Here is a 25,916-nt window from a genome sequence, read left to right as displayed (position 1 = left end):
ACAGAACGAGGTTGAGAAAAGAATATTACATGTGAATATGATAAAATCAAATCACCCTTTAAGTGGAAAGGATGACCGATAATGTATGGAATCGAAGAAAAACGTAATGAAGTTCTCTCGTTTATTGAAAAAATTCCCGAACCACTCGTTTACAAAAGGCCTACCCCAACGTCATGGTCCATCCTGGAAATCAGTGAGCATCTTTATTTAATGGAGCAACTTATAAGCTCACAAATTGGAAAAGCGTTTAAAGAAGATAACCCTCAGGAGACAAGTGAGAAACCTATCCACAAAGCGATAAATCGCGATTATAAAGTAGAGGCACCTGAATCTGTACAGCCTAAAGCCCAATTTACGAACGTGAAGGAAGCAAGTGACGCTTTAGCAAAAAGCAGAGAAGCACTACTATTTCTTATTCATAATAAAGACGAGGAAACACTTAATAAATATGCTTTCCCCCACCCGGCTTTTGGCGATTTAACGGTGAAACAATGGGTAGAATTTATAGGCTGGCATGAACTCCGCCATTTAGATCAAATGAAAGAAGCTTATGAACAAGTTCAATAATAGAAATGAACAAAGGCGCAGGAGCCCTGGTAGACCTGACACGCATAAGCAAAACGGCCGGAGGAAGGTGGTTTTTCCTTCCGCAAGTCGGATTGCTTGTGTCGCGGGTGTTTGTGCGCTGGATCCGGATGTCGCTCTACAAGAAAAATGATTCACAGCTTGGAATTCTATAAATTCCTAGAACACAGGAAAAGAGACAGTCCGTTTGGACTGTCTCTTATATTTTGGATTTTAATACTTGCCTCCCCAATAGGGACAAATCTGGCAAATCCTGTTCTATGGTTTTCTTTAGCGCATTTAGATTAATCTTACGGCTGTCACTTACAGCAACATGCCGAAACTCTTCCATATTTTTCATCTTAAGTTTTAATGAATGATCTATAATTCCTTTATCGTGTAAAATGTCAAATGATTCTCTATAAGATTGAGGAATTCCAAGCTGATATTCTGCAATAATATGAATAGCCAGATCTATACCTGCTTTACATGCCCTGTGAATGTTGAGCACCATTGAATCTTGTTTAATCGTATCTAACAGCTCATTAGGATTATCATCGTAGACGGTATACACTTTCTGAACGCTTCTTTCAATAGAATTAATCTTCCTTACAATTATATCATCCTTCATTTTACGCCCTTCTTTCATAGATGCGATTCGCTATACTGGTCTCTTCTTCGGTGAAGAGAGCGTACATGCTATAGGCTTTCATCTGCATCCCCATACGCAGGTAATCATTTTCAGAATAAATGACCGTTCCTCTTGAAAAGATTTGCGTTTGAAAGACATGAGATGCATTCCGTAAATCTACCAGATTAACTTCAATATCAATAAGTTCTGACAGCTGTTGGGCGGTTAGGAACAGTTTATAAATAGATAGATTAGAGTCACTGCAAAAAGCTATGTCGATATCACTCTCGCCTCTTTCCCCACCGTTTTGATACGAACCAAACATTATAATAAAGGAAGGCTCTAATTTCCTTGTCAGAAAATCTCTCAAATACGGTATCGTATTACCATGCAAACCATCACCCCTTCTTTTGCTTAACAAGCCGACAAAAAGAGCTGACGCCCTGCCAGCTCTTACCGTTACAACATTGCCTTTTGCCATTTCCTTCAATGAGTATTCTTCATATCATACGTGCAGCTGCGGACCTGCAATTCCTAATCTTTCAACTTTCATTTACTTATATTAGCCTGTTCCTCAATCGAAAAAATTCTAAACGTCTTTTTTCAAATTTCAGGTAAACTGTTTTTAATTGTTGCTGTGTTAAAATCCATGAAAAAAATGCTAATAGTTTCGGTGCATGCTATTTACGTCCAGTCCAGTAAGCTCCTTCGTCAATGTGAACAAACGGAATATCTGTATCAACCATCCCGGTTACTTGATCAACAGAAAAATCACTACCAGATAACCATTGAGAAAAATCAAACTCGACCGGTTTTTGATTTCCTCCAAGAGCAAACCATATTTTCAATGATTGTGGTAAATAGCCGGAGGTATGAATTGTACCTGCCCAATTTCTATATTGTTTAGAGAACACACCTTTATCTGTATCATTCATTAAACGAAACGCATCATAGGCATCATTAAGGGTATCTCGTGCACCGGTGATAGCGTTAAAGCGATTCATAGAGTCAACTAGGTGGTTCCTGTTTTCCTTAATCAAGATCTCAAAATGATTGGTGCAAACATTCGATTCACGGACTTCAACTCCGCGAGGCGAGGCTTCTACTACATACGTTTGATTACTTTTATCAAATACAATATAGCTGAAGGAATGGCGGTGTGGAATTTCCTTGAGCATTTTCACTGCCTCTTCTACATTCGCACATGATTCAAGAATCAAGCGCCCAATCATACAGCAGATGAATCCATCACCAGGTTTCTTCCTATGCATAAAGTTATAGCCGATCACAAGACCATGTTCGTTCACCCCGTCCATTCTTCCTGTGATACGCTGAGAGGGGCCAGCAATCGCATACCCCCCATCGTCGGGTTGAAAAAATACATACCGCCCTTCATAGGTTTTAGGCATATAATCATAATTTCGAATAAAGTAACCGTCCCCTGTCATAATGGAACATCCTGAGCGCTTATAATCGATACGGTAGCCTCCGTACTCCATCAAAACGCGATCCATAGGCCACTTTAATCCGTCCTGTAGACCCAGCAGTTCCTCCCATAGCCACGGAGCAAATGACGTAATGGCGGCCTTTACTTCCTTTTGTTGTACTACAAAACGCGGTTTACGGACTTTCCATTGTTGTTCACGATTTTTTACTGTCAAAGATCCTTTCAGTAATTTCCCCTGTTCATAGCCGAATTGATAATGGGAGCCTCTAAACTGCAATATGTCACTATGTATTTGTCTCATATCTTACCCTCTTTTTGTCAGTAGTTTCCTTCATAGTTTAATGGAGATAATAGGAGTGTTAAAGTATTTAAACTTTAGAATCACCTGAGGCGCTTTACTCTTTCGGTAAAGGTTGGTTTTTTAAAAAAGAAAAAAACGCCTGTGTAAAGGCCTTTAGCTTGTAGAGAACCCCCGTGTTTTTCTGCAAGCTTTTTTGTGGGCACGGGCGGGCGAATACCACTCACTTTCCGCGGACGAACGCCCGAGCCTCCTTGTAAAACCCACACTGCGGGGGTCTCGGATCGCCCGTTTTTCCGCAGAAGTCTCACAGTATTCGCCCGCCCGTAACCGAAAAAGACTCTCCTTCACCTGGCTAATCCTGTCCAGGTGAAGGGCAATCTTTTTCATGTTCTGACAGGCAGCTGTCAGTAATCCCTGTACCCGGACATTTTCTCTTCGAGAGGCTTTTTTCCGTGCTTCACTCGATCTTCCAAAATAGCTTCATTAAGGTCATCGATGTAATCCGTCGTCTCCACTTCGACGTCTTGTTTGGAGAATTTTTTCTTATTGGCATTCGCTTTTAAGCGGGTGGAGTCGGTGAAGAGGAACCTTCCTCCCACCATACGGTGATTCATCGCCTGGAGGACCATTTCATCAAGACCTCTTGAAAGACATCTGTCTCCTTGAATCGTTTCCGACGGTTCCAGCTAATGGTGGAATGATGAGGGACAGGATCGGTGAGGTTCCGTCCCAGGAACCAACGATTGGCAGCATTGGTTTTGATTTGTCTTTCCAATTCCCGTTCGAATCCATAGGAATAGCCGATAAACATCATTTTGAATACCACAAGAGGATCAAGAGAAGGACGGCCATTTTCTTGCACGTACTCTTTCAGGGATAAAGGAAAAATTTATATATTGATCAATCTTACGAAGCAAGTGAGCCTCGGGTACCAGTTCTTCAATGGTCACGATTTCGATTTCATTTTGAACCAAAATAACGCTGTGAATAATGAAAGTTTAAGTGAAAAATAAAGACTGTCGAGACTTTCTCGACAGTCTGAAAACCCCTGTACCAAGGAGTATTTTACTGATTGATTAGATTGAGGAATTCCTTTGTCCGCTGTTCTTTTGGACGGGAAAATAACTCATCCGGTTTCCCAGACTCAATAATCACTCCGTTGTCCATAAATATCACTTCGTCCGCTACTTCCCTTGCAAATTTCATTTCATGTGTAACAACCACCATGGTTCTCCCTTCTTCTGCCAGCTGTTTCATCACGAGAAGTACTTCACCGACTAATTCCGGATCTAAAGCAGAAGTTGGCTCGTCAAACAACATTACTTTTGGATCGATTGCCATAGCTCGTGCAATTCCCACTCGCTGCTGCTGCCCACCAGATAACTGGTAGGGGTAGACATCCAGCTTTTCTGAGAGTCCAACCTTACTAAGAAGGCTGCCTGCTTTTTCGCGGGCTTTTGCTTTGTTGACTCCTTGTACGGTTACAGGGCCCTCCATCACGTTTTCTAAAGCTGTAAAATGAGGGAAAAGATTGTAGGTTTGAAACACCATACCGGACTGCTTTCTAAATGAAAGGATCTCTTTTTTTGATACCTTTCTTGAGAAATCGATGGTTTGCTGATCAATGGTTATAGAACCGCTCTCAGGCTTTTCAAGGATGTTTAAGCACCGTAATAGTGTCGTTTTACCAGACCCGGACGGCCCAATAACGACGACCACCTTACCTTTCTCAACCTCTAAATTAATATCTTTTAAGACAACTAAGTCACCGAATTGTTTTGAAATTTGTTGCATTGAAATCATACTGACTACTCCTTACGTTTTCACATAGCGATTTAAACGAATTTCGATTCGTTCCTGGATAAGAGATAATACAAAGCATATGACCCAGTATATGGCAGCTGCTTCAACATAAACTAGTAAAGGTGTGTATGTGGTGGCTACGATCTCCTGAGCCTTTCGAAACATTTCGCTCACTAGAATTGTCGAAGCTAACGAGGTTTCTTTAACCAGGCCAATAAATGAATTAGAAAGCGGCGGAATAGATACCCTTGTAGCCTGCGGAAGAATGACTCTTTTTAAAGATTGGAAATAAGACATCCCTATGGAAGAGGATGCCTCCCACTGCCCTTTCTCAATCGATAGAATAGAGGCCCGTATAATTTCTGAAGCATAAGCTCCCGTGTTTAGAGAAAATGCAATAACAGCCCCGGTAAAAGGTTCAAATTTCAGAGCGTCAATTCCCAGGTTTCCTAATCCAAAAAACACAATAAACAGCTGCACCAGCAATGGTGTACCTCGAATGATGGAAACATACACCCTTGCAATTCCTGAAAGCAGCTTAATGCCGGAGATCCGGCATACGGCAGTGACTACAGCGATAATAATACCAATAAAAAATGAGATTAATGTTAATGGAATCGTATAGGACAAGACTCCTTTCAATAAAGGAAGAAAGGAGTCTTGCAGAATTTCTATATTTTCAGCACTAAAAAAACTATTGTACAGATACATCTTCATCAAACCATTCTTTGGAGATCTCTTCAAGAGTTCCGTCTTCTCTCATTTCTTCTAGTGCGCCATTCACTGCTTCAACCAGCTCCGGGTTATCCTGCCTGAACATCATAGCTGTTTCTGAAGCATCGTCTTCTTGATCTTTTATTTCAATTTGAGCATTATCCCCTGTTTGATTAAGATAATCCAAAACAGACAAGCGATCGTTAACCGTCGCATCTACCCGCTCATTTCTTAGCAGTTCAACAGACGGAGTAAAACCTTCTACGCTCTCAATCTCAGCACCATATTCTTGAGCAATTTCAGCATAATTACTCGTTAGTGATTGAGCAGACAATGCTCCTTCAAGATCCTCAAAGTTCTGAATCTCTTCATTATCTGTTCTAGCTACAAGTACGGCTGCTGTATACGTGTAAGGTTCAGAAAAGCTGTATTTCTCCTCACGGTCCGGTTTAATACCAACTTGGTTGGCAATCATATCAAAGCGTTCACTGTTTAGACCAGCAAACATAGAATCCCATTTTGTTTCTTCGAACTTTATTTCAAGATCCAGACGCTCCCCGATTTCTTTAGCTACTTCTACATCATAGCCTGTTAACTCATCATTCTCATCGTGGAAGGTATAAGGAGCATACGTCCCTTCAGTACCAACGGTAAGTACACCTTCTTCCTGAATCTGCTCATATAAATTCTGGTCTCCATCAGAACCACCCTCTTCTGATTCATTAGACCCGCAAGCTGATATAATAAGTAATAATAAAGACGCTACGATCCATAAACCTGCCTTTTTCATTTATAACTCTCCTTTCTATATTAAAACCAACCAATTATATCGGTTTTGTTACCTAATTGAGCATACAGAGTCTTCTTAGTATCGTCAACAGTTATGCATATTATTATCGCTATTATCTCCATTTACAAATATTTCCATTACACTCCTGTGGAAGAACGAGTGAGCCGAGATCACTGAGCGTGGTTTTCGCGAGGAAGCTCGGGCGCTAAAAACAGAAATGACTTTCGGTCCTGGCGGTAAGAATAAAGCTTGCGGAAAACCATGGGTTCACCACAAGCTAAAAACAGCCCAACAGTAGGTCCGTTTATCTGTTAGTATAATTTACCTTGTCTAAATAAGACGGTGGAAAGTTTCATCACAGAGTGAATGTAACAGTTTTGCCGAAGAGGAAACGGATCTCCAAAGAATTGCGGCAATATCGTATCCATTGTGTTCTGCATTTTATCAAAAAGAAGCTTATAAATTTCCTCTTCTTTATAAAATTGAGTTTCCCTTCCCTGTATCCACTCTAAATAAGAGACAATAACTCCGCCTGCATTTGCCAGAATATCGGGAATCACAAGGACTCCTTTATCGCTTAAATATTCATCGGCTTTTTCTGTAATAGGCGCATTCGCCCCTTCTACAATAATTTCCGCTTTTATTTTCTCCATGTTATCTTCATGGATTTGGTTTTCCAGAGCTGCCATAATTAACATGTCTACATCTAACTCCAACAGTTCATCTCTTTCTTTGATAACGGCTTTGATTTCATGTTGAGCTAACGCTTCATCTGTTCTGGGTAAATCCCCTTGGTTTTTTTCTGCATATTTTACTAAGGCAGGTATGTCCAGGCCATCCGAGTTATAAAGCATGACATTTCGGTCGCTTACGGCAACAACATTAATCTGCAATTCATTACTTTTAAATGCTTCTCTAGCTGCCACTGCTCCTAAATTCCCAAATCCCTGTACAGCAATATTCAGCTTCTTATCCTTTTTGCTTAAAGCTGTTTTAGCAAAAAGATTGTCCTGATTCTTCAACCATTTCTCATTATTATTCATAAAATCGTGCAATAAATATTTAAAAGCAAAATACACGCCTTTCCCGGTTGCTTCTTTGCGGCCCAGCGAACCGCCGTTTATAATACTCTTGCCTGTAAAACTTCCGCGATAAGGCATTCCCGGGTGAATGTTCTTATATTCGGCCATCATCCAGTCCATTTCACGTTCTCCCGTCCCTGCATCCGGGGCAGGAATATCTTTATCAGGACCTAAGATATCATTAAAGTACTGCACATATTTCTTACAGATCAAGTTCAGCTCTTTCACACTATACTCTCTCGGATCTATTATGACTCCGCCTTTGCCTCCTCCAAACGGAAGCTCATGAAGGGCATTTTTTAAAGTCATCAGGCGGGCCAAATTTGCTACTTCCCCTTCGTTCACCGACTCATGGAAACGGATCCCCCCTTTATAAGGGCCGAGTGTATCATTATGCTGTACACGAAAAGAGGGAATCCTTACAATAGTACCGTCTTCAAGGGCTACCCTCAGAAACGATTTATGTATATGATTTGGCGTTGAAAGTATCGCCACCAACGATTTAAAGGCTTGTTCTCTTGTCTGAGCTTTTAGATCAGGCAGAAAACTCTTATCTTCCAAAAGCGCTGTCAATGACTGCTCAATAATACTGTTTTCTTCACTCATCTTATCCCCTCCATCAGTCTCGTGTCTAAATAACTATATCCAATAATAAAGTACCCTTATCCATTAGTTTCAAACTACTACTAACTGGATTCCTTCAATCGCCATCATTTGAGTAAAAAAAATTGAATAATCATGGACTTATTGTAGTTTTATGGCTTGAATTTTGGTAGTCTATTAGTGGAAAGTATACCGAAAGCGTTTTCTAATGGATAAACACATAATAAAGTCCACATTCTAAATTAAAGTAACGTAAGGTGGTGTCACAATTGAAAAGACTAGTCATTCTCGGAGGCGGATACGGCGGGTTAAAAGCTTTATTAACGTTACTGGATCAAGGTATACCAAAGGACGTACATATAACGGTAATAGACCGCAATCCCTACCACTCCCTGAAAACTGAATTTTACACAATTGCAGCAGGAACAGAAGCAGATAAGAACGTAAGAATGGAATTCCCTGAGCACGACCAGGTGGATTATGTTTTTACTGAAATAAACAAAATTGATATAGAAAACGAACAGGTCTTAATCAAAGACTTCAAAGAAATGATTTCTTATGACTATTTAATTATTGCTCTCGGCTGTGAAGATAATTACCATGGTATCGAAGGAGCCAAAGAGTATACAGAAAGCGTTCAAACTTTCGGCAATGCCCGAAGTGCCGGCTTTTCCGTAGCTAATTTAAAAGCGTATGGAAAGGTAACCGTTGTAGGAGCAGGATTAAGCGGCATTGAGGTTGCTTCGGAGGTGAGAGAAAGCAGACCTGATTTAAACATTCGTCTTCTCGACCGTGGAGAGACTGTTCTGCGTGCATTCGATAAGAAAATCCAGGATTATGTGGAAGAATGGTTTACCAGTAATGACGTAGAAGTCCTGCACAAGGCAAACGTTGGCTATGTGGAAAAAGATGGGGTATGCAACAACGGTGTCTGTTATATTAATGACGTAACCATCTGGACTGCAGGTGTGCGTCCGAATTATTTAGTTCGGGAACTTCCGTTTAAAATGGATGAGCAGGAGAAGGTCGTAATTAATGATTTCTATCAAGTGCCTGAACGACCAAACGTCTTTGTAGTGGGAGATTGTGCTTCTTCTACTTTCTCACCAAGTGCTCAGCTTGCAGGTCAGCAAGGAGAACAAATTGGGGAAATTCTTGCTTCCCTTTTCAATGGAAAAGAGCCTTCGAAGCCTAAAGAACTTAAATTAAAAGGTACATTAGGGTCATTAGGGAAATCGGATGGATTTGGAAATATGATGCAGCAGCCTGTTACAGGGCGACTGCCTCGTTTAGCTAAGTCCGGTGTGCTCTGGCTGCATAAACGCCACTAACTAAAAAACTGTCGAAAAAATTTTTCGACAGTTTTTTTTTAGGCTTTAAGAAGCTTGGCATTGATGGCGACAACAACTGTACTTATGCTCATAAGAATCGCTCCCACTGCCGGACTTAACACAACCCCGATTGGAGCCAGGACACCTGCGGCCAGCGGGATAGCTGCTATATTATAACCTGCCGCCCACCAAAGATTCTGAACCATTTTTCGGTACGTATTTTTTGAAAGAGAGATAACAGCTGCTATATCTTTAGGGTTACTCTTAACTAAAACAATATCAGCTGTTTCTACAGCTACGTCTGTACCGCTGCCTATAGCAATACCTACGTCAGCAGTTGCAAGAGCGGGAGCATCGTTTACTCCATCTCCGGTCATCGCTACTTTTCTGCCGGTCTTCTGCACCTCTTTTACTTGATCCGCTTTATGATCAGGCAATACTTCTGCATAAACTTCTTCAATTTCAAGCTGATCCGCTACCCAGTCAGCCACCTTCTTATTATCGCCGGTGAGCATAATCGAGTGAATTCCCTCCGCTCTCAATTGTCGAACGGTTTCTTTTGCAGAGTCCCGTACCATATCAGCCAGAGCAATCATACCAGCAAGTTCCTCTTCTACAAGTACAAATACAACGGTCTTCCCTTCTTGTGCAAGATTAGAGAAGACTTCTTCATCAAAACTGATATCAGCATCCTGGACATAACCAGGACTAACCACTTTAACCTGCTTCCCCTGTACTTTCCCTTGAAGACCTTTTCCCGTCATAGATTCAAATTCTGTAACCTCATCCGTCTTTATTGAATCCTCCTCTGCTTTTTGTAGAATGCCTGACGCTAAAGGATGTTCAGAATTCTGTTCGATACTTGCCGCCCAATACAGTAATTCCGATTGATCGAAAGAAGAGACAGGAACTAAATCTGTAACTCCGAACTCCCCTTTAGTCAATGTTCCAGTTTTATCAAAGATGACGGCATCTAAGCGGCGTGCATTCTCGAACTGGGTTCGATTTCTAATTAACAGTCCTTGTTTAGCGGACAAGGAAGTAGACACCGCTACAACTAACGGCGCGGCAAGTCCCAGGGCATGAGGACATGTAATAACCATTACTGTTACCATTCTTTCTACTGCCACGTCTAGGGCAAATCCTAGGGAGATCCATATAATGAAAGTAACAATTCCTGCTGTAAGGGCTAAGAAAAACAACCATTTAGCAGCTCGATTGGCCAAATCCTGCGCACGGGATTTAGAGCTTTGGGCTTCTTTAACTAGGGTAATTACTTGAGAAAGGTACGTATCATCACCCGTTTTTTTGACTTGAACCGTAAGGCTGCCCTCTTTATTGATGGATCCTCCGATTACTTCATCGTCCTGTTTTTTCTCAACAGGAACAGATTCTCCCGTTAACATCGACTCATCTACGGCTGAATTACCATCTAAAATCAGCCCATCAACTGGTACCTTCTCTCCAGGTTTAATCAGAATATGATCATCATTCGAAAGCTCATCTACTTTCACGTCTTCTGTTTCCCCGTTTTCTTTTATGCGATGGGCTTCGTTGGGCATCAGCTTAACGAGCTCTTGTAAAGCATTTGAGGCACCCATTACTGATTTCATTTCAATCCAATGCCCTAGAAGCATAATGTCAACAAGTGTAGCCAGTTCCCAGAAGAAGTTGCGGCCCGGCCAGCCGAAGACGACTAACGAACTGTATCCATAAGCGACCAATATAGCCAGGGCGATCAGCATCATCATCCCCGGGTTTTTGGCTTTAGCTTCTGATACTGCCCCCGTTAAAAATGGCCACCCGCCATAGAAGAAAACAAAAGTAGAGAGAGCAAACAAAACATATTGATCGTAAAGAAAAGTAAACTCAAATCCTAGAAAATCCTGAATCATCGATGAGAGCAGCAGAATTGGAATTGTCACGATAAGTGATATATAAAACCTTCTTTTAAAATCTTCCACCATGGCACCATGGTCATGTCCTTCATGGCTGTCATGTTCTTCGTGATTATGATGATGCTCATGTTCTTCCTTTACGTGATGATGGTTATGATTGGAATGGTCCATATTTGTACCTCCTTACCTATTCACTTATTTCTCCCATTTGTAGCCTACCCCCCAAATGGTTTTTAAATAATCATCAATCGGAAAACCATAAACTCTTATTTTGTCCCGCACATTTCGTACATGGGAGTCGATCGTGCGGCTTTCGGTGTACGAATCAATTCCCCAGATTAATTCAAGTAAGTGATCCCGTTCAAATACCCGGCCTGGATGCTTCATCAACAGGCCGATCAGTCTAAATTCTTTAGGGGTTAAGCGAATTTCCTTTTCCTCATACGAGAGCCGATGCATTTCTTCATTCCACTCAAGCCCTGCACTTGAAATGTTTACCCCTTTTTCCTGGCGGCGAATCAGAACATTTATTCTTGCAAGAAGAATGTCTTCATCAAACGGCTTTGTAATATAATCGTCAGCGCCCAAACGAAACCCCCGCAGAATATCCTGCTTTTGATCACGAGCTGTCACCATAATAATGGGTGTATCAGTTTTTTCTTTCATTCGCTTACATGTCTCAAAACCATCCATATCCTTCATCATTACATCAAGTAAGACGAGGTGATAATTTCTGCGGTTCACTAAGTCTAAGGCTTCTTTTCCGCTAAGTACGGCGTCACACTCATATCCATGCGGCTCTAAGTACAACTGTAAGAGCTCAAGCATTCTTTGCTCATCGTCAACTAATAAGATTCTGGTCATCTTTCCTCCCCCTTCGGCCAAGACATCGTAACAAGGAGCCCTCCGTCATCTGCATTTTCAGCTGTTACTTTCCCTGCATGCGCTTGTATTAATTCCCTCACAATCGACAACCCAAGGCCTGTTCCCCCATAAGCCCTGGAACGGGATTTTTCTACTCGATAAAGCTGTTCAAATAAGAGAGCAAGTGATTCTTCAGGAACTCCAGGACCTTCATCCTTCACCTTTATCCTAATGCAGTCTTTTTCTTCCTCCACTCTAAGGCGAACCGTGGTGTGAGGAGGACTATAGTGAATGGCATTATCCAGGACATTTATTAATATCTGCTTAAAACGAGTGGGATCCACAGGAATAATAATGCTTTCTTTGCATTCGATTGATAATTTCATCTTTTTTTCTTTTAATAAGGGATACAGCCTTTCTTTAATTTGGTCAACGAGGGGTACTATATCTATATTTTCTTTATCCAGTGAAAAAGCATTACTATCCATCCTGGCAAGATCAAAGAGCTCCTGAACCATATTTGTCACATGGACAGCTTCTTCTTTAATAATGGCAATGGCTTTCTCTTTTTGCTCACTAGTCAGCCCTGGCTTAGACAAAATGTCCGTATATCCCTTCAAATAAGTTAAAGGGGTTCGCAGCTCATGGGCGATAGCCGATAGAAAATCGCTTCGTTCCTTCTTCAAACGATCCAGGTCGCCGGCAAGTTTTTGTATGGATGCAGCCAGGACACCTAGTTCGTCCTTTTGGGAATATTGAAATTCAATATCCAAGTTTCCTTGACTTAACTGCTCCGTTTGTTCTTTCATTTGAATTAAAGGCTTGGTTATCAGCTTTGTCAGCAACATTACAATCAATATGGTAACGAGTAAGCCGATGGCCACTGCAATCATAAATTGACGGGCAAGCTGTGATAGAATATTAGAGATTTCTTCAGAAGGGGAAAACATATACACATACCCTTGGACTTCCCCCTTAACGAGTACCGGAGATATGGTAGCCACATAAGGCTCGGTTTTCCACCTTTCTTCAATCATTTCTTCTGACTGGTGGCCCATTGCCTGGTGTTCCTCAATTATCGCTCTCTTTTCTTCCTTTACTTGTGTGGATGCAGCCAAAACTTCAGAATCCCTGCCGAGAATAACCACATCGGTTGAGGCTTCCGACTCCATAAGAGCTACATGGTCTAACGTTGAAGCGTTAAAGTTATTTTCTAATACATCACGATGACTATTCCCTCTTGCTAACAATCGTTCCATAACTTCGTTAATCCGGTCTTCCGAAATGCTGGTATAAAGAATGACAAACAAAATAAACTCAATAATGATTATGAGTACGAAAAAGAACAAACCTAATTTGAGCGATATTTTATTCATCATTCTTCTTCCTCCACTACAGCTTACAAATGTAAGACACATCATTTTTCTTTGTACTTAATCATTCCACTTCTAAATCAAACACTAAACCTGCCCACTGTTTTTCATCCTACCCTGAAAATTTCAAGAAATTATGAAGGACCTTGAATTCTATAAAAGAAAAAGACCGTACATTAAACTGTACGATCTTTTCCCGGAAGTACGAATCAATTACGGCACCTATATTTTTACCTGTGTCCGTTATTCACCGCTGCCTTTTGTAATTCTTTCTCCAAATATTTTGCCAGCTCAAGCATCCCATGAATTCCAGCAACCACTTCAGCATCTGAATTGTAATTTGTATTCGTATTCACATCATAAGTGTACAGCTGACCGTCCTCATCCTGAATAGCTTCGATAGCTCCCACCTGAATGCCGTTTTCACGTAAAAACTGTTCATATTTTTTCAAAATGGGGTGATAATACCCTTCTAAAATTTGAAACTTAGCACCTTGAGCTACCGGAGGCTGTTCTGCAGGACATGCCAGATCTTCAATTTTACAAGCATCGGCCGGGCACAATTCGAACCCTTCAGATGTATCAACCTTCACTGCATATACAAAACGTCCCCCGATAAACTCATGTCGAACGATATAAGGCTGGGGTGCTTCAATATATTGCTGGATCAGGGTAATACCATCTACAGGTTCATCAAATTGCTCGCTGTATACATATTCCTTCAGCGCTTCTATTGAGTGAAAGAGCTGAACACCCTGACCCTTTCCGGCACGATTATGTTTCGTTATAAATGAGGAGTCCCCCAGCTTATCTGCCGCTTCAATGACAGCGTCTTTTCCTATCGCACTAATCGTACGGGGTGTCACTATCCCTGCGCTGTTTAAAGCCATGTACTGATTAACCTTGCTTACTTCCAGCCTCAGCGCACGGCTCCCATTTATAACCGTGCGCCCGTGTCTTTCAAGCCAGGCAAGTACGGCTTCTGCAAATTCTGGAGCATAACGGTGGTTCCTTGTATGGGAAGAAGCACTCATCCGATTATAAAAAACACCTTCAGGAGGTTCATTCGTTAAGTCAATTGTTCCTTCATGTAAATGCCACAATTCATAAGGCAATTCAAGCTCTTCTAACCTTTTGACGAGATGATCTGTCCATTCATCATTTTCATGGATCACGTAAACTTTGGCCATAAACAGACTCCTTTCTATGCTGGCTGTCTCTTAGCACGAGTATACCATATCACACTCACCTATTTACTATGTATTGATTTGCGTTATGCTATAGGAAACGAAGTAAAGGAGAATTGCATGGTACACTCAGTAATTGATGCCCACATTCACCTTGACTGGTACGCAAGAGAAAGAAGGGAAAGAATTTTACAAGAGACCCGACTGCATCAAATAGATGGTTTAATTAGTGTTTCTAGTAACCTTGATTCCTGTTATCAAAATCTGGATATGGCAGACAAAAAACTTGGAATTTATCCTGCAGTTGGTTTCCACCCTGAACAGCCTCTTCCCGGTGAACATGAGATAGAAGAAATAATCACATTGATTGATCAGCAATCTGATCAATTAACGGCAATAGGTGAAGTCGGCCTTCCCTATTATTTACGTCAGGAAAACCCCGCCATCGATCTGGGGCCTTATATAGAAATACTCGAGCAGTTTATGAAAAAAGCGGCCTGGTATAATAAGCCTTTAGCTCTGCATTCGATATATGAAGATGCAGATGTCACTTGTAACTTTCTCGAAAAACATTCGATAAAAAAAGCTCATTTCCACTGGTTTAAAGGCGGTACTAAAACCATTGAAAGAATGAAGAGCAACCGCTATTTTGTCTCGATTACACCAGACTGCCTATATAAAGAAAAAACTCAGCAGCTCATCCGTCTCTACCCATTAGAATTATTAATGGTAGAGACAGACGGGCCATGGGAGTTTTTTAAAAGTGAGTGGACGCACCCTAAAATGCTACATCATTCAGTAAAGAAAATTAGTGAACTCAAGCGAATCGATTTAGAAAGCGTATATAAACAGCTGTACAAGAACACTTGCAGCTTTTATCATCTTCCCCACGTTTAATAAGCCGCTATGTGGGTCATACACACATGCGGCTTATTATTTTCATCACTCTGACACCGGTGACGGCCTGTCATTGTGCAGTAAATGTTTATGAAGCACATATTCACAGGCCCCGATAATGAGAGAAAGAATAAATGCTGCTGTAAAAGTAACAGCTGCTGTCCCAAACATACTGCCTAGTCCCCAAATTATGAAGAAAGCAGCGATTACGTCCATAAACACACCTGCCATTAAACTCCCTTTACGGAGCCACTTATTCTCCATTGGCACTCCGACAGCAATAAGTACAGCTGCCACAAGGAGCGGCTGCCAGACAGCGCCAAATTGAACGCCTTCAAGGAAGTAGCCGGCTAATACTAACAAAACAGGTAATACGAAGGCTTTAACCCATACACTAATCATGAGACTCCCTCTTTCTAAGTAAGAAACATGCTGTGTATTAGCTTTAGCTTACCTTTAACCTTCTATACGCTCCTCCCCTTTTAGTTGAACATTTGATAAGATCATCCGGCTTTTAGGAAGAGAAGGCATCCTTCTCAAGCTGTAGCTTAAATCCTGGGAAGGAACATCATATTGAATGACTTCAACTAAGAACTTCATACTCGCTTTGATCGCTTCCATCGTGATCCATTCCCCCGGACAGCGATGGCCTTTATAGTGATCTCCTCCTCCTTGAGGAATTAAGTCAAACAATCCACCGTTCCAGTCTTCAAATCTCTCAGGTCTAAAGGCGTGCGGCTCCTCCCACAGTCTAGGATCATGGTTGGTTCCATGTATATCTAAAAGTACTAAACGACCTTCCTTAAAAGGATATCCCTTCCAGTTGAAATCCTGCTTTACACGAGCACCAAGGAATGGAACAAATGGGAATAAGCGTCTTACTTCTTTTGCAAACCACTCCATATATGCATTCTCATCTGTCCTGATTTTTGCTTCCAGCTCTTTGTCCTCGTGTATCGCTAAGGCTCCAAACGCAATATATGCTGCAACAGCTACGGTAGGTCTGATCACGTTTAACAGTTCCACAGCAGCCATTCTAGCATCTAAATGATCCCCCTCTAAAGTACGATGAAAGGCCATCTTATAGAGGGCTGAATCTTCAGGGGCATCCAGCTTAAGCTGTCGTACATCTAAAATCTTATCTATCATCCATTGTTCAGATTCCTTTCTGGAGTGCCGCCCCTTCCAGTGCCTGCGTCCAACTGCCCCAAACGCATCAATCATAAGCCATAACTGTTCTGCCCGGTCTTTAACCTCTTCCTGCTTTAAAGGAATACCCGCCCATTCACAGCAGGCCTTGCACAGAACCTGCTTCGCTTCTTCAAATAACACGACTTCACTTCCCCATCCTGAAGCCTGTTCTCTCCAGTACCGTAATGTTAAGTCATGCAGCCTTTGTAAATGCTCTTCAGTCATTAACGACATAAAGAGAAGCTTTCGGTGTTCATGAGGATCGCCATCCATACTTTGAATAGCATTTTCTCCAAACAGGGACTTTTCGATCCGTTTTGGAAGTGCCCCCTTCCGTTGGAACTTGTCCCTATCATAAAATAACTTGGCGCCTTCCTCTCCAGTTAAACAAATTACTTTCTCAGCGAGCAGGCTCATTTGGAACACATCTGTATGTAATTGCTTAAACCGTTTAGGTAGAAACTGATACCCCTCACGCAAAACATTAATCGTTTGATCCAACCGGTTAGATTCAGGAATTTTTTTCATGGTTAATCTCCTTTTATATTGGGATACTTATTATTCCATTCCTTTCCCTTTCCTGCTGAAATTATAAACTTTGTAAAAAAGATTTAATGGTTATTTTCCTAATTAGGCAGGGTATGAAATTAAAGAACTTAATGAACAGGAGGACTGCAGGGTGAAGAAAAGGTGGATGAATTTCGTCCCATTAGAAATGCGTAAATATTTACAAATGTCGAGCCGGCAGAGAAAAAATGAGCTGCAGATGACATTATGGTCGATGCCGCTTCTGTACATTATTGCATCGACCTTCGTTATAGCGCTGACAATTACCCTCGACCTTAAGGTGAATATCTCTACCTATGTTCACCCCTGGTTTACTTCCGGAGGAGATGCAACACAAATCTTAGTCAGCGCTTTAATCGGAGGCATCTTAACATTGAGCGCATTCACACTGAACTCGCTCCTTGTTGTTTTAACTAATTTCAGCGATCAGTTTTCTCCTCGGATGATGTTTAATTTTATCGCTGATAAAACCACACAGCATTTATTAGGCATTTTTCACGGCAGCTTTATTTATGTATTGGTCATTTTCTTATTTCTTACGAACAATGAAAATGAACTATACTCTGCCATCCCGGTAATGGCCGTCTTACTTGCCGCTTTAACTATTATTACCTTTATCTTTTTTATAAACCATGCGGCCAGCTGGATGCAGGTTCACAATTTTACTTATGCGATGAAAAAAACTTCTAAAGCGACGATTAAAGAATCGAAAAAATATGGCTTTGACGAAAGCAGCAGCTATGAGCCCGGCAATTTAATGGATGAATATACAGATGAACGCCAGTTTGTCAAAATCCCAAAAAGCGGGTATATTCAAACCGTCTATTTCAAAGAAATGGTTAAGCAGGCAAAGAAAGATAACATTATTATTCAATTCCACAAAAAAATCGGTGACTTTGCGCTGAAAGAAAATATTTTGTTGTCATACTGGGGGCCCGGACAGAATCATGTAAACAAATCTACCTATCTCAATCTGATTGAATCCGGGCATAAGAAAACAGAAATACAGGAAATGAAGCTAGGAATGATGAAATTAAGTGAAATCGCCGTAAAAGCCGTCGGTAATTCAGACCCTCAAACGGCAGTTTCAACACTTCACCATATTTCGGACCTGCTTGTAGATATTGATGAGAAAGCAACGTTCAGCCCTTACATGCATGATAATCAGGGCCAGACAAGGATCATCGTACCACGTGAGGATTTTGAATACTATTTGCATACAGCGTTCAGCACGATTCGGAATGCCGCAGAGGGCAACTTTACAATTATGACCGAGCTGATTGCTGTATTGAGTATGCTCGCACAAGTTATCACGAAGGATAAACACGATACCTTATGGTCCTTCGCCGGCAGCACAACCGAGCAGGTTTTTCAGAACTACATGTACGACTTAGACAAAAAATATTATTTAGAGAAACTTAACGAACTTGCCTATTTCACGAACCATGAAAAGGAGTATAAATCAATTGAATATCATTTAAAACGGACGTCCTCTTCTTCCTAGACGTCCGTTTCTTAACTCCTACTCCTCCATTACGTTGCCTTTAGCCGGAATCGGATTTTCGTTAAAGATTTTAGCCAGATGCATTGTATTATAAGCCAACATTTCTACATGCTTGTTTGTAAACTCATTTTCCTGTCCTCCTTCATCCAAATAAGAAGGGCCTGGTCCAGCTTCTCCCACCCAATAAGCATCAACATTTGGCGGGATGACAAACCCAATATGAGAGAGACCGTACAGCAATGAAGAAGCCGCATGTTTTGCTCCATCTTCATTTCCTGTTACAACAGCCCCGGCTACCTTGTTGTAGTAAATGGACTGTCCTTTATCATTGGTTTCACTGCTGCTGCCATAGAGGCGTTCCATTGCCACAGTGGCCAGACTGCTCTTCTCTCCAAGCCACACTGGGGAAGCTAAAATAACGATATCCGCTGCTTTTACCTTCTCAAACACCTGCGGCCACTCATCACCGTCTCCAACATCCTTTTCAATCCCATATGGAATGTAATAATCCGCAAGTCTGACGATCTCACTGTCTACTCCTTCTTTTGAAAAAAGATCAATAACTTCCTGTGCCAGTCCTTCCGTATTTGATGTCTGATCAGATTTCTTCAAGGATGCATTCAGAAATAAAGCCTTCATCGTTAGTCCTCCTTCCATAGACTATTGGGAATATTCCCTGTTGCATTTCGATACAAACAATTGAAGCACTTTTAAAGATTGATGAAAATGGGTATGGATAGGATGTACATCAGTTCATAATTGAGCATTTATCTTGAATCTGAGATTCCCACTAGATAGGATAAGTAGAAGAAACGTTAGCTAAGGAGGCCGTACTATGAATTATCATCAATTGTTCTCAACATTTAACCTGAAAGATACTTCGTTAAAAAATCGCTTCATTGTCGCGCCTATGACACGAATTAGTGCTGAGGACGATGGGCGTGCAAACGTCACAATGAAAAAATATTATGAACGTTACGCAAAAGGCGGGTTCAGTGCGATCATAACCGAAGGAATTTACCCTGATGACAGTTACAGCCAGGGATATTACAACCAGCCTGGACTGGCAAATGGCAGTCACACCGAATCATGGAAACCTGTGGTCGAAGCTGTACACGATAATGATACCGTTATTATTGCACAAATTATGCATGCCGGTGGGCAAAGCCAGGGAAACAGCTATACCGATGAAACAATTGCTCCTTCTCCTGTAGCCCCTAAAGGAGATCAATTGGAATTCTATGGAGGCAAAGGCGCTTTTGCTAGGCCACGCGGCATGACCGAGGATGAGATTACTCAAACAAAAGAAGCATTTGTAGAGAGCTGCTTACGTGCACAGGAAGCCGGTTTTGATGGTGTCGAACTGCACGCAGCAAATGGATACCTGCTTGACCAGTTTCTAACAGATTATTTAAACAAGCGTGAAGATCGTTACGGAGGTTCAATCAGCCATCGATTACGCCTGATTGTTGAACTTATTGGAGAAGTACGCGAAGCTGTAGGCGAAGACTTCATTGTAGGTATTCGGCTTTCTCAAGCTAAAGTAGCAGATGGAGAACACAAATGGGCAGGCGGCGAGAAAGAAGCAGAGCAAATCTTCACTAAGCTTAGTACAACCTCTCTCGATTATATACACGTAACGGATGCGGACGGTGCCCAGCCTTCTTTCGGTGAAGGAACTCGAACGCTGTCTCAAGCAGCTAAGGAATTCAGTCATCTGCCCGTAATTGCAAACGGTCAACTGGGCGATCCTGACAAAGCTGAAGAAGTTTTACGAAACGAGCATGCTGATCTCATTTCTATTGGAACGAGGGCGCTGGCTAATCCTGATCTGCCTCATAAAGCGAAAAAAGGAATGAAGCTGGAAGAATTTGATTTCAAGAGCACCCTGCTTCCTCTGGCGTATATAAAAGAACACGAACTTGAAAGAGAGCTTATGCAATAAACGATCTACCTTATCCGCTTCTACTGCTGAAGCGGATTTTTTAATCTTAAAGTATTAGTTCATTTTACCTCCCACACCACCCCATCTCCCCCTCCTTTTTTCTTAATTAATTCAAATACCTCTCAAACTCATTTCCTTGTATAGGCATATCAACCTGTTACTCATCGAATCAAATAAATCTATATACCTATTACATTAGTTCTTCGGGCAATTTCACTGAATACATGATAGAATTTTCACTTATTATAAAGCTTGATATAGTACCATTTACATAATTAAACAGCCTTCCCTAAAATACCTTCCTGTGTATAGTAAAATTAGATAGATTGATTGATTTTTAAAATGTGAACATTCTGTTAAATTAGAGACGGTTTACTATTACTATTGAAGGAGAGGAAGCTATGAAAAAAAGACAACTGTTCACTGTTCTTGCCGCCCCTGTTATGGCATTATCCCTCTATCAAGCCGACTCTGTTAAGGCAGATACCAACTTTGATGCTGTTAACATGAGTGACACAGAATTAATGATGGAAAAGAACATTATGCAGGAAAAAGGTAATGGAAAGATACATAACGATACTGAGATTACTAGAATTGAAGTTAAAAAGATGCTGCAGCGTGCAAATGAAATGGAAGGATTAAATCCTAAGGATATTTTCTTCTCCGATACTTCCAACAAAGGTAAAGGTGCTAAACCTAACGAACCGATTACTAAGGTAGATATGGCCAAAGTATTTACTTTAGCGATGAATGATGGGAAACAGCCTGATGTAGATTTAGAAGTACTGAACAATTTTAACGACGTAGACTCCATCCCTGAAGAAGCGAAACCTTATGTGGCTTATGCTACCCTGGCAGGTGCATTCGATATTTCTTTTGAAGAGGAATTTAATCCGACTGAGCCTATGAGCCGTGAAGAAGTAGCTAAATCCTTCAAACCTCTCGTATTTGATGTCATTGATATTCTATCAACGAATGATATACACGGAAATATTGAACATGATTCAGAGTATGAACAAGGCGGAATGGCAATGGTCGGAGGTCTTATCGAAGATTTCCGCTCCGTAAATGGAGATGGGACCGTTGTCGTTGACGGCGGAGATACAATGCAGGGAACCTTAATTTCTAACTCTTTCGATGGTCTTTCTACCATTGAAACTTTGAATGATATTGGTTATGATGCCGGCTCTATCGGCAACCATGAATTTGACTGGGGCGTAGACGTCCTGGAAGATCGTATGGAAGACGCCAACTACCCCATTCTAGGGGCTAACATTTTTGAAGAAGATACAGGTGAACGTCCAGACTGGGCACAGCCTTATACAATGGTGGAAATCGGTGGATATTCCATTGGGATCATTGGCTTTGCTACAACGGAAACACCGCAAACAACTCTCTCTACTCACGTCGAAGGTTTGGAATTTCCTACCCCTGCCCCAATAGCGGAAGAGCTGACTGCCGAGCTAAAAGAGCAGGGTGCTGACATGGTAATGGTTACTTCACACCTTCCTGGCTGGCATGAGGAAGAAACAGATGCGATTATGGGAGAACTCGCCGATCTTGCCGGCGCAGAAAATGGCGGACTGGATGCCTTAGTCGGCGGACATTCGCATGAACGAGTAGCCGGTCACGTAAATGATATCCCGGTGGTAGAAGCAGATGAGTACACCAATGCTGTTGGTCACATCCAGCTGTTCGTCGACCGCGACTCAAAAGAAATTTATGGATCGGAAGTCGATATGCTGGAAACTTACTCCCACTTAGCAGGCGAAGATGAGAGTGTAAAAGATATCGTCGATTACTATAAGGCTGAGGTGGAAGAAATCACGAGCGAAGTCGTTTCTACAACTGAAGGGCCGATCACCCGGGACCGCAAATACGGGGATCTTGGAGTCAGTCAATTAGGTAATATGATTACCGACGCGATGCGTGAACGGGCCGACACCGATATCGCTTTTCAAAACAGCGGAGGAATTCGAAGTAATATCAGCGCAGGTGAAATTACGTATGGAGATGTCTTTGAAGTTCTGCCGTTTGATAACTATAATGTAACGGCAGACATGACCGGCGAACAGATCAAAGAAATTTTGGAAGGACCAGCTGAAGATGACTGGAACTTTATGCAAATCCAATTCTCCGGTATGAATGTAGTTTACGATCCTTCTCAAGCGGACGGTGAACGGGTCTCCTCCATTGAACTTTGGGATGGAACTCCAGTTTACACCGAAGGCGAAGAGAACAACGAGACCTTCTCTGTTGTTACGAACAACTTCTTATCTACTGGCTCTGGTGATGACTACACCACCTTTGGAGAAGTAGAATGGGAAGCTGATCCTGACTTTCAGCGTGAACTGTTCGCAGATTATTTGCGTGACATTCAGGCAGACGGTGAAACCATCAACCCTGACGACGCATTTGACGGGCGCTTAATTGAAGAATAACAGGATACTAAAACCAGCAGAGTGGGGGCTCTGCTGGTTTTTACGTATAATGGCTGATTAAAGATCAATCCTAATTTCGATAGGCAACTTCAAGTGTTGAACCCAATCCCTTTTAAAATTTTCACCCCTTTTCCTTAGAAGGGGTATTTTTTCGAACAAAAATACGAACACTAGTTCGTAAGTAGGTTGTGAATTTTAATGAACAACCCTTATTCTATAGTAAGGAGGGTGGCAAATGAGGAAAGAATTTGAAAAACCGCTTCAAGCTTTTTTACAGAAATCAAGTAATGACTCTGCCTTGATAACTGCCATAACGAAGCCTTCGACATCAAACTGCAGTGACGTACACCAGCTTTTTCCACAATTTCAAATTGAAGCCCGTTTTGTAAAATATGTAAACACTGCTTTATGGAGACAAGCGAAGGATTATCATAAAAAGCGGTATAGTCAGAAGCAGTTCATTGACATTGAGGATGTAGAAACCATATCAGATGGTCAGGATGTGATCCGCCATTTAACCAATCGTAATCTATTTGCGTCTCTTGAAAATAGAGCCTTGTATACAGCTGTACAAGGGCTTACTCCAAGACAGCAATATATTTTGTATGCTTACGCTGTACAAAGATTTACATTTCAAGAAATTGCTGACCAGCTGAATGTTTCTCAGCAGACAATCTCTAAAACATATCAGCGTGTCATCATGAAATTAAGACAAACTCTTAAAGGAGAGGATTAGAAATGGGACTAGACTTATGGGTCCAGGCCGTTGAAAGCTTCGGTTTCCCAATTGTAATCGCGTCTTTCATTTTATTCCGATTAGACAAAAGCATACAGCGATTAGAAGAAGTCGTCCTGGACCTTATAGAGGAGGAAAAAGAAAATGGAGAATAACCTGTATACCCTGCTGCTGCGAGCCAAGGAAAATGATGAACGGGCTGTAGCAGAACTCCTGGGCAGATTTGAGCCGAAAATTAAAAAATTAAGTGCCACCCTGCCTCCATGGGAACGAGAAGATTTAGAGCAGGAACTTCGAATCCAGATCATCCACTCAATTGAGAAATTTAATTTATCCTACTGTGTGAAAGAACAGTGAGTCTGTCCTTTGCTCTCAAAGGATAGACTTTTGCATAAAAAAAGCCCGACTCATCTTCGAGTCAGGCTCACAATTAACTAGCTTCAGTTGCTACCACGGGGCGGTTTCGTTTAACTGATTTGCTTCTCGTCACTTGAATAATAAACCAGCCAAGAACAGCAAGCCAAATTACTCCGCCAATGATCATGGACACTCCATATGGCAAACCAAAACCTTCCGGCGCGTAGAAAATATACGTACTGACCACAGCTGTCATAAACAGCGCAGGAATACTGCAAATCCAGTGAAACTTCTGATGTTGAAGAAGATACATGGCACCAGACCAGAGCATTACCGTAGCCACAACCTGGTTAGACCAGCCGACATATCTCCACAAGAAGTTATAATCAATGGTAGATAAATAGAAAGCCGGTACAGCTACGACGAGCACGATCAATCCGCTTTTCAGCTTACTTGGTGCAGCATGAGCACTCGTATCCTTCTTAGTCAAAAGTTCACTAAGCATCATCCTGGATGAGCGTAAAGCCGTATCCCCTGTTGTGATCGGCAAAATAATCACACCAAGGATAGCGAGAATGCCACCGAATGTGCCAAGCGTTGTTGAACTAATTTCATTGACCACGCCCGCGGGCCCGCCAGCATCAAGAGCAGCCTGCAAACCTCCAGTGCTTCCAAAGAAAGCCATACCTGCTGCAGCCCAGATTAACGCAATAATCCCTTCTGCAATCATCGCTCCGTAAAATACTTTACGTCCTTCGCTTTCCTTTTTAAGAGTTCTCGCAAGAATAGGGCTTTGTGTACTATGGAACCCTGAAATCGCCCCGCAAGAGATCGTAACCATAAGCAGCGGCCACATAGGCAGCTCGCCTGGGTGCAGATTACTAACCGTTAAATTCGGTACTGGATTTTCAAAGAAAAACAATCCGATCCCGATGGATACAGCCATAAAGATTAAAACGGCTCCTAAAAACGGATAGATTCTTCCAATGATTTTATGAACAGGCAGCATGGTCGCTACTAAGAAATAAGCAAAAATAATGATAAGTGCAGTTATAAAAGTCAGTGGTGTCGTCTGAGCAATTAACTCAGCCGGCCCTGCGGTAAAAGCAGCAGCCACGAGGATCATTAAAGCAATCGATAATAAGTTAATCACCTTCGCCACATTTTTCCCTAAATACTTCCCGACAATTGTTGGATATTGAGCTCCTTTATGCCGGACGGACATCATTCCACTGAAATAATCATGCACAGCCCCAGCAAAGATACAGCCGATAACAATCCATATAAAAGCAACAGGACCATACAAGGCTCCCATAACAGCACCGAAAATAGGCCCAAGCCCAGCGATATTAAGGAGCTGAATCAGACTCGCTCTCCACCAGCTCATAGGTTCGTAGTCAAAGCCGTCGTTATGTGAATAGGCAGGTGTTTGGTTCTCGTCATTAATGCCGAAAATCCGCTCGACCACCTTTGCGTATATGAAATAACCTGCTAATAAAAATAAGATGGATGCAACAAATGTAAGCATCGCTGAGCCTCCCTTCAAAATTGAATGTAAGGAGTATTCTATAACGGTTATTTCCCAATAACAACCTTTATTCTGAAAATTATATATTTTTTCTTTTTTCTCTATATTTTGAAGCGTTTTCACTGTCATGACGAGGATAATCAGGTATATTTTGGCACACAA

Annotated in this window: 24 protein-coding genes and 1 pseudogene; 9 read left to right on the top strand and 16 right to left on the bottom strand. The window is 41.7% G+C overall.

The window, feature by feature from the left end; all coding sequences use genetic code 11:
- Nucleotides 1-81 precede the first annotated feature (81 nt).
- Nucleotides 82-567 (top strand): DinB family protein, encoded by a 486-nt coding sequence (locus C1A12_RS17685; RefSeq protein ID WP_101845999.1) that lies wholly within the window; start codon nucleotides 82-84, stop codon nucleotides 565-567.
- A gap of 217 nt (nucleotides 568-784) precedes the next feature.
- Here the strand turns inward: C1A12_RS17685 and C1A12_RS17680 are convergent, their stop codons facing one another.
- From C1A12_RS17680 to C1A12_RS17635, 8 genes and pseudogenes are all read right to left on the bottom strand, one after another.
- Nucleotides 785-1,195, bottom strand: a complete 411-nt coding sequence (locus C1A12_RS17680) for a DUF86 domain-containing protein (RefSeq protein WP_101845997.1) — start codon at nucleotides 1,193-1,195, stop codon at nucleotides 785-787.
- A 1-nt stretch (nucleotide 1,196) separates the two neighbouring features.
- Complete coding sequence (locus C1A12_RS17675; protein ID WP_235001677.1) at nucleotides 1,197-1,676, bottom strand: nucleotidyltransferase domain-containing protein; 480 nt, start codon at nucleotides 1,674-1,676, stop codon at nucleotides 1,197-1,199.
- A 199-nt stretch (nucleotides 1,677-1,875) separates the two neighbouring features.
- The gene (locus C1A12_RS17670; RefSeq protein ID WP_101845993.1) at nucleotides 1,876-2,943 is read right to left on the bottom strand and encodes a C45 family peptidase; all 1,068 of its coding nucleotides are present in this window, start codon (nucleotides 2,941-2,943) and stop codon (nucleotides 1,876-1,878) included.
- Between the two features lie 428 nt (nucleotides 2,944-3,371).
- A pseudogene (locus C1A12_RS21445) lies at nucleotides 3,372-3,935 on the bottom strand (transposase); the annotation flags it as partial.
- A gap of 73 nt (nucleotides 3,936-4,008) precedes the next feature.
- Complete coding sequence (locus tag C1A12_RS17650) at nucleotides 4,009-4,746, bottom strand: amino acid ABC transporter ATP-binding protein (protein WP_101845986.1); 738 nt, start codon at nucleotides 4,744-4,746, stop codon at nucleotides 4,009-4,011.
- Between the two features lie 12 nt (nucleotides 4,747-4,758).
- On the bottom strand, nucleotides 4,759-5,463 hold the full coding sequence (locus C1A12_RS17645; RefSeq protein WP_101845984.1) for an amino acid ABC transporter permease: 705 nt from the start codon (nucleotides 5,461-5,463) through the stop codon (nucleotides 4,759-4,761).
- Complete coding sequence (locus C1A12_RS17640) at nucleotides 5,441-6,250, bottom strand: amino acid ABC transporter substrate-binding protein (protein WP_101845981.1); 810 nt, start codon at nucleotides 6,248-6,250, stop codon at nucleotides 5,441-5,443. The genes C1A12_RS17645 and C1A12_RS17640 overlap by 23 nt, the downstream gene beginning before the upstream one ends.
- 311 nt (nucleotides 6,251-6,561) lie before the next feature.
- Entirely contained in the window at nucleotides 6,562-7,938 is a 1,377-nt protein-coding gene (locus tag C1A12_RS17635) for a Glu/Leu/Phe/Val dehydrogenase (protein ID WP_101845979.1), read from the bottom strand.
- A gap of 266 nt (nucleotides 7,939-8,204) precedes the next feature.
- Here C1A12_RS17635 and C1A12_RS17630 point away from each other — a divergent pair, with 266 nt between their 5' ends.
- Nucleotides 8,205-9,266, top strand: coding sequence for an NAD(P)/FAD-dependent oxidoreductase (locus tag C1A12_RS17630; protein ID WP_101845977.1), 1,062 nt, complete (start codon nucleotides 8,205-8,207; stop codon nucleotides 9,264-9,266).
- A gap of 38 nt (nucleotides 9,267-9,304) precedes the next feature.
- On the opposite strand, the gene C1A12_RS17625 is transcribed toward C1A12_RS17630, so the two are convergent.
- From C1A12_RS17625 to C1A12_RS17610, 4 genes are all read right to left on the bottom strand, one after another.
- Complete coding sequence (locus C1A12_RS17625) at nucleotides 9,305-11,335, bottom strand: copper-translocating P-type ATPase (RefSeq protein ID WP_101845975.1); 2,031 nt, start codon at nucleotides 11,333-11,335, stop codon at nucleotides 9,305-9,307.
- A 24-nt stretch (nucleotides 11,336-11,359) separates the two neighbouring features.
- Entirely contained in the window at nucleotides 11,360-12,028 is a 669-nt protein-coding gene (locus tag C1A12_RS17620) for a response regulator transcription factor (RefSeq protein ID WP_101845973.1), read from the bottom strand.
- On the bottom strand, nucleotides 12,025-13,407 hold the full coding sequence (locus C1A12_RS17615) for a HAMP domain-containing sensor histidine kinase (protein ID WP_159462222.1): 1,383 nt from the start codon (nucleotides 13,405-13,407) through the stop codon (nucleotides 12,025-12,027). The genes C1A12_RS17620 and C1A12_RS17615 overlap by 4 nt, the downstream gene beginning before the upstream one ends.
- Nucleotides 13,408-13,631: 224 nt before the next feature.
- Complete coding sequence (locus C1A12_RS17610) at nucleotides 13,632-14,591, bottom strand: RimK family alpha-L-glutamate ligase (RefSeq protein WP_101845970.1); 960 nt, start codon at nucleotides 14,589-14,591, stop codon at nucleotides 13,632-13,634.
- A 117-nt stretch (nucleotides 14,592-14,708) separates the two neighbouring features.
- On the opposite strand from C1A12_RS17610, the gene C1A12_RS17605 reads away from it, so the two are divergent.
- The gene (locus C1A12_RS17605) at nucleotides 14,709-15,485 is read left to right on the top strand and encodes a TatD family hydrolase (protein WP_101845968.1); all 777 of its coding nucleotides are present in this window, start codon (nucleotides 14,709-14,711) and stop codon (nucleotides 15,483-15,485) included.
- 45 nt (nucleotides 15,486-15,530) lie between these two features.
- Here the strand turns inward: C1A12_RS17605 and C1A12_RS17600 are convergent, their stop codons facing one another.
- Both C1A12_RS17600 and C1A12_RS17595 read right to left on the bottom strand, forming a co-directional pair.
- Nucleotides 15,531-15,887 (bottom strand): DUF2512 family protein, encoded by a 357-nt coding sequence (locus C1A12_RS17600; protein ID WP_101845966.1) that lies wholly within the window; start codon nucleotides 15,885-15,887, stop codon nucleotides 15,531-15,533.
- A 54-nt stretch (nucleotides 15,888-15,941) separates the two neighbouring features.
- The gene (locus C1A12_RS17595) at nucleotides 15,942-17,204 is read right to left on the bottom strand and encodes a cytochrome P450 (RefSeq protein ID WP_101845964.1); all 1,263 of its coding nucleotides are present in this window, start codon (nucleotides 17,202-17,204) and stop codon (nucleotides 15,942-15,944) included.
- 151 nt (nucleotides 17,205-17,355) lie between these two features.
- Between C1A12_RS17595 and C1A12_RS17590 the strand changes: the two genes are divergently transcribed.
- Nucleotides 17,356-18,747 (top strand): DUF2254 domain-containing protein, encoded by a 1,392-nt coding sequence (locus C1A12_RS17590; protein WP_101845962.1) that lies wholly within the window; start codon nucleotides 17,356-17,358, stop codon nucleotides 18,745-18,747.
- 18 nt (nucleotides 18,748-18,765) lie between these two features.
- Here C1A12_RS17590 and C1A12_RS17585 read toward each other — a convergent pair whose 3' ends face one another.
- A complete protein-coding gene (locus C1A12_RS17585) occupies nucleotides 18,766-19,386 on the bottom strand; it encodes a flavodoxin family protein (RefSeq protein ID WP_145997061.1) in 621 nt (206 codons plus the stop codon).
- Nucleotides 19,387-19,582: 196 nt separating this feature from the next.
- On the opposite strand from C1A12_RS17585, the gene C1A12_RS17580 reads away from it, so the two are divergent.
- The 5 genes from C1A12_RS17580 (at nucleotide 19,583) to C1A12_RS17560 (ending at nucleotide 24,226) form a co-directional block, all read left to right on the top strand.
- The gene (locus C1A12_RS17580) at nucleotides 19,583-20,692 is read left to right on the top strand and encodes an NADH:flavin oxidoreductase (protein WP_101845958.1); all 1,110 of its coding nucleotides are present in this window, start codon (nucleotides 19,583-19,585) and stop codon (nucleotides 20,690-20,692) included.
- Between the two features lie 401 nt (nucleotides 20,693-21,093).
- On the top strand, nucleotides 21,094-23,133 hold the full coding sequence (locus tag C1A12_RS17575) for a bifunctional UDP-sugar hydrolase/5'-nucleotidase (RefSeq protein WP_101845957.1): 2,040 nt from the start codon (nucleotides 21,094-21,096) through the stop codon (nucleotides 23,131-23,133).
- Between the two features lie 235 nt (nucleotides 23,134-23,368).
- Nucleotides 23,369-23,869 (top strand): sigma-70 family RNA polymerase sigma factor, encoded by a 501-nt coding sequence (locus C1A12_RS17570; protein WP_101845955.1) that lies wholly within the window; start codon nucleotides 23,369-23,371, stop codon nucleotides 23,867-23,869.
- Between the two features lie 2 nt (nucleotides 23,870-23,871).
- Nucleotides 23,872-24,024: a YvrJ family protein gene (locus C1A12_RS17565; RefSeq protein ID WP_101845953.1), complete on the top strand. Its 153-nt coding sequence runs from the start codon at nucleotides 23,872-23,874 to the stop codon at nucleotides 24,022-24,024.
- Nucleotides 24,014-24,226 (top strand): helix-turn-helix domain-containing protein, encoded by a 213-nt coding sequence (locus C1A12_RS17560; RefSeq protein WP_101845951.1) that lies wholly within the window; start codon nucleotides 24,014-24,016, stop codon nucleotides 24,224-24,226. Before C1A12_RS17565 ends, C1A12_RS17560 begins: the two co-directional genes overlap by 11 nt.
- A gap of 73 nt (nucleotides 24,227-24,299) precedes the next feature.
- Here C1A12_RS17560 and C1A12_RS17555 read toward each other — a convergent pair whose 3' ends face one another.
- Entirely contained in the window at nucleotides 24,300-25,754 is a 1,455-nt protein-coding gene (locus tag C1A12_RS17555) for a carbon starvation protein A (protein ID WP_101845948.1), read from the bottom strand.
- Between the last annotated feature and the right edge of the window lie 162 nt (nucleotides 25,755-25,916).

This window comes from Halobacillus sp. Marseille-P3879, from assembly GCF_900240285.1.
GTDB lineage: Bacteria > Bacillota > Bacilli > Bacillales > Halobacillaceae > Halobacillus_A.
This window is presented reverse-complemented; position numbering and strand designations above follow the sequence as displayed.

Coding starts and splice junctions, on each gene's coding strand:
- C1A12_RS17685 (WP_101845999.1), top strand. CDS start 82: ATGTATGGAATCGAAGAAAAACGTAATGAAGTTCTCTCGTTTATTGAA.
- C1A12_RS17680 (WP_101845997.1), bottom strand. CDS start 1,195: ATGAAGGATGATATAATTGTAAGGAAGATTAATTCTATTGAAAGAAGC.
- C1A12_RS17675 (WP_235001677.1), bottom strand. CDS start 1,676: ATGGCAAAAGGCAATGTTGTAACGGTAAGAGCTGGCAGGGCGTCAGCT.
- C1A12_RS17670 (WP_101845993.1), bottom strand. CDS start 2,943: ATGAGACAAATACATAGTGACATATTGCAGTTTAGAGGCTCCCATTAT.
- C1A12_RS17650 (WP_101845986.1), bottom strand. CDS start 4,746: ATGATTTCAATGCAACAAATTTCAAAACAATTCGGTGACTTAGTTGTC.
- C1A12_RS17645 (WP_101845984.1), bottom strand. CDS start 5,463: ATGAAGATGTATCTGTACAATAGTTTTTTTAGTGCTGAAAATATAGAA.
- C1A12_RS17640 (WP_101845981.1), bottom strand. CDS start 6,250: ATGAAAAAGGCAGGTTTATGGATCGTAGCGTCTTTATTATTACTTATT.
- C1A12_RS17635 (WP_101845979.1), bottom strand. CDS start 7,938: ATGAGTGAAGAAAACAGTATTATTGAGCAGTCATTGACAGCGCTTTTG.
- C1A12_RS17625 (WP_101845975.1), bottom strand. CDS start 11,335: ATGGACCATTCCAATCATAACCATCATCACGTAAAGGAAGAACATGAG.
- C1A12_RS17620 (WP_101845973.1), bottom strand. CDS start 12,028: ATGACCAGAATCTTATTAGTTGACGATGAGCAAAGAATGCTTGAGCTC.
- C1A12_RS17615 (WP_159462222.1), bottom strand. CDS start 13,407: ATGATGAATAAAATATCGCTCAAATTAGGTTTGTTCTTTTTCGTACTC.
- C1A12_RS17610 (WP_101845970.1), bottom strand. CDS start 14,591: ATGGCCAAAGTTTACGTGATCCATGAAAATGATGAATGGACAGATCAT.
- C1A12_RS17605 (WP_101845968.1), top strand. CDS start 14,709: ATGGTACACTCAGTAATTGATGCCCACATTCACCTTGACTGGTACGCA.
- C1A12_RS17600 (WP_101845966.1), bottom strand. CDS start 15,887: ATGATTAGTGTATGGGTTAAAGCCTTCGTATTACCTGTTTTGTTAGTA.
- C1A12_RS17595 (WP_101845964.1), bottom strand. CDS start 17,204: ATGAAAAAAATTCCTGAATCTAACCGGTTGGATCAAACGATTAATGTT.
- C1A12_RS17585 (WP_145997061.1), bottom strand. CDS start 19,386: ATGAAGGCTTTATTTCTGAATGCATCCTTGAAGAAATCTGATCAGACA.
- C1A12_RS17580 (WP_101845958.1), top strand. CDS start 19,583: ATGAATTATCATCAATTGTTCTCAACATTTAACCTGAAAGATACTTCG.
- C1A12_RS17575 (WP_101845957.1), top strand. CDS start 21,094: ATGAAAAAAAGACAACTGTTCACTGTTCTTGCCGCCCCTGTTATGGCA.
- C1A12_RS17570 (WP_101845955.1), top strand. CDS start 23,369: ATGAGGAAAGAATTTGAAAAACCGCTTCAAGCTTTTTTACAGAAATCA.
- C1A12_RS17565 (WP_101845953.1), top strand. CDS start 23,872: ATGGGACTAGACTTATGGGTCCAGGCCGTTGAAAGCTTCGGTTTCCCA.
- C1A12_RS17560 (WP_101845951.1), top strand. CDS start 24,014: ATGGAGAATAACCTGTATACCCTGCTGCTGCGAGCCAAGGAAAATGAT.
- C1A12_RS17555 (WP_101845948.1), bottom strand. CDS start 25,754: ATGCTTACATTTGTTGCATCCATCTTATTTTTATTAGCAGGTTATTTC.